This window comes from Ideonella azotifigens (assembly GCF_006519715.1).
GTDB classification, from domain to species: domain Bacteria; phylum Pseudomonadota; class Gammaproteobacteria; order Burkholderiales; family Burkholderiaceae_C; genus Ideonella; species Ideonella azotifigens.
In genome coordinates this window covers 1-2,765 of record NZ_VIDT01000697.1, presented here as the reverse complement: position 1 = coordinate 2,765, position 2,765 = coordinate 1, and the positions used below count along the sequence as shown (strand labels likewise).

General features: G+C 65.2%; 3 protein-coding genes. 2 read left to right on the top strand and 1 reads right to left on the bottom strand.

Features of this window, described 5'->3' with window-relative positions; all coding sequences use genetic code 11:
* A partial coding sequence (locus tag FKP22_RS26450; RefSeq protein ID WP_233446972.1) for a virulence factor family protein occupies positions 1–641 on the top strand: 641 nt, incomplete at its 5' end.
* Between the two features lie 82 nt (positions 642–723).
* The gene (locus FKP22_RS26445) at positions 724–1,536 is read left to right on the top strand and encodes an FkbM family methyltransferase (RefSeq protein ID WP_141290889.1); all 813 of its coding nucleotides are present in this window, start codon (positions 724–726) and stop codon (positions 1,534–1,536) included.
* A gap of 69 nt (positions 1,537–1,605) precedes the next feature.
* On the opposite strand, the gene FKP22_RS26440 is transcribed toward FKP22_RS26445, so the two are convergent.
* Positions 1,606–2,765, bottom strand: a 1,160-nt coding sequence (locus tag FKP22_RS26440) for a TolC family protein (RefSeq protein WP_141290887.1), incomplete at its 5' end; no start/stop codon positions are given.

The window sequence follows — 2,765 nt, the reverse complement described above, 5'->3', positions numbered from 1 at the left end:
CGCCGCCGGCCCAGTTGGCCGACCTGCCGGTGATCGAAGTGCCGGCCACTGCCGAAGCCGCAGGCGGGCCGAATGCGGACCGCTTCGCGGTGCTGCTGTCCGGTGACGGCGGCTGGGCCAGCATCGACAAAGGCATTGCCGCGGCGATGGCCGCCAAAGGCATTCCGCTGGTCGGCGTGGATTCGCTGCGCTACTTCTGGAGCGCCCGCACGCCCGAAGGCCTGGCCACCGACCTGGACCGCCTGATCCGCTTCTACTCGCACCGCTGGAAGCGCAGCGAGGTGATCCTGATCGGCTACTCGCAAGGCGCGGACGTGCTGCCATTTGCCGTCAACCGCCTGCCCGCCGCCACGCGCACGCGGGTGCGTCTCACCGCGCTGTTGGGCCTGGGCCAGAAGGCTTCGTTCGAGTTCCACCTGTCCAACTGGATCGGTCCCAGCGGCGACCGGCCGATTGCGCCCGAAGCCCAGCAGCTCGTGGCCGCCCGCACGCTGTGCATCTACGGCCAGGACGAGAAAAACTCGCTGTGCCCGACGCTGGCACCGCTGCACGCCCGCCCGCTGCCGCTGGCCGGCGGCCATCACTTCGGTGGCGACTATGATGCCCTCGCCGGCCACGTCCTCGCTTCTATTGAGCGCTGATTCGAGGCTGGCGGCGGTGTCCGGCACTGGCCGTACACAGGCACCGTGGTCGCAGTGAATTCACTGTCAGCGAACTAGGCGAATGAAGTCCAATCCGTTCAAGCTCTTTTCATCGAGAAAGCCCGCTACCGCCAGCCTACCGTCCGTGCCGGTACCTGCAACCATGCAGACCAGTGAGCCATCGGTGCTGACGTTCCCCGAGCCTCCCTCCGCAGAAATGCGCATACGGCTGGCCGACGTGGGGAGTGCAGGCGGGCTGCAGGCAAAGTGGCGGCCACATGTGGCATGGCTAGAGCCTGTCCTGTTCGAGCCCAGCCCGCAATCCGCGCAGAATCTTCGCGCTAAGTTTCCCGAGGCACATGTGGTGCAGGCCGGCTTGTCCAACGCGGTGGAATCGCGGAAGCTGTACATCACGAAAAATCCGTTTTGCATTTCCGTGCTGGAGCCCAATGAGGTGCTGCTGGCGGAATATCCCAATATGCAGGCGCATTTCGAGGTGCAACGTTCGATTGACATCGCTTGCACCCGCTATGACGTGTTGCATCGAGAAGGAAAGACACCTCAACCGGATCTCGTGAAGATTGACGTGCAGGGCTTCGAATACGAGGTGTTGCAGGGTTTCGGTGATCTCTTGCATGGATGCCTCGGCATCGAGCTTGAAGCGCACTTCTATCCGCTCTACAACCAGCAGAAGCTGCTGCCTGACCTCATTTCGCTGCTTGAGCCTTTCGGGCTCGTCCTGCGCAAAATCGAATACGTTCCGCACTTCCTTGGCGAGGTGGTGGAGGTGAACGCCTTCTTCACCAAACGGCGGTCCCAATCGAAATTTTTTGACGGGCGCCAGCGTTGGATCCATCGGGTTGCCGAGCAGGTATGGCAACTGCCCTCAAGATGAGGTGACGATTCAGCGTGAATGAAAAAAGCCGCTCGGAATCGAGCGGCTTTTTGCCGGGTGCGAAGCCGGTCAGTTCAACGGCAACTTCACGCTGCCCGCCAGCGAATAGAGCAGGGCGATCGATTCCTGGCCGTCGTGCAGGGCGTCCACATAGGCAATGCGTAGGTTGAAGTGGTCGCCTTCGGCCGAGATCACGTCGAACAGCGAGCGCTTGCCGAGTTGCTGCCATTGGGCAATGGTGTCGTCGCGCACGCGTTCGCTGCTCTTCAGCACGGTGACGGTGTCGCGGGCGCGGACCAGTGCGGCGCTGGCTTGTTCGTGGACTTCGGCCAGCCGGTTCTGCAGCGCGTCCAGCGATTCGGCGCGTTGCACGCGGGCGGCTTCGGCGCGCAGGCGGGCCGAAGTGGACGCCGGTGCGGCGGCAGGGTTCAGCAGCGGCACGTTGATGGTGATGCCGGCGTTCCAGTTGCCGGCGTGGTCGCCGGTGGCATTCTTGGCCACGCTGACCAGCCAGTTGGCCTGCACCTTGTTGCCGGCATCGGTGGCCCTGGCCAGGCTGTCGGCAGCGTCGGCCTGCGCGGCCAGTTGGGCAATGCTGGAGGCGCCTGTGGCTTGCGACTGCAGCTCGGGCAGCGCAGGGGTTTGCAGCATCAGTGCGGACAGGCCGTTGGCCTCCGGCAGGCTGTCGCCCACCAGGCGGCGCAGCCGGGTTTCGGTGAGGCGCAGCTGGGTCATGGACTGGGCCCGCGACAGCAGCACCTGCTGCAGCGTCTTGCGGGCCTGCACCAGCTCGCTGCCGCGGCCGCGGTCGGTGGCGACGATCTGTTCCAGCGAGTCCACCAGCGTGCAGACCTTGGCGGCGTACTGGCTCCAGACCTGGGCGTGCAGTCGGTAGCGGTCGCGCTCGAAGGACAGGATGACGGTTTGCAGCGCGACCTGTTCGGTGGTGCTGATCTGGCCCTGGTTGGCAGCCTCGGCCAAGCTGGTGCGCCACTGGGTCAGGTGTGAATTGCGACCGGAGTCGTAGAGCATCGCACTGACGGTGAGGCCGGGCCGCACCTGGAACTGGTTGCGCGTCTTCTGGCCTTCCATCTGGTCGCCGGACGGACCGATGGCGGCGCTCAGCGTGGCCGTGGGCAGCGCGCCGGCCTTGGTTTCTTCGATGTCGCTGCGCGCGGCATCGGCCAGCAGCTTGGCGGCGCCCACGGCCTTGCTGCGCTGCTCGGCCG

What these genes read in the sequence shown, in the direction of transcription:
- FKP22_RS26445 (WP_141290889.1), top strand. Translation starts at nt 724, where the DNA reads ATGAAGTCCAATCCGTTCAAGCTCTTTTCATCGAGAAAGCCCGCTACC.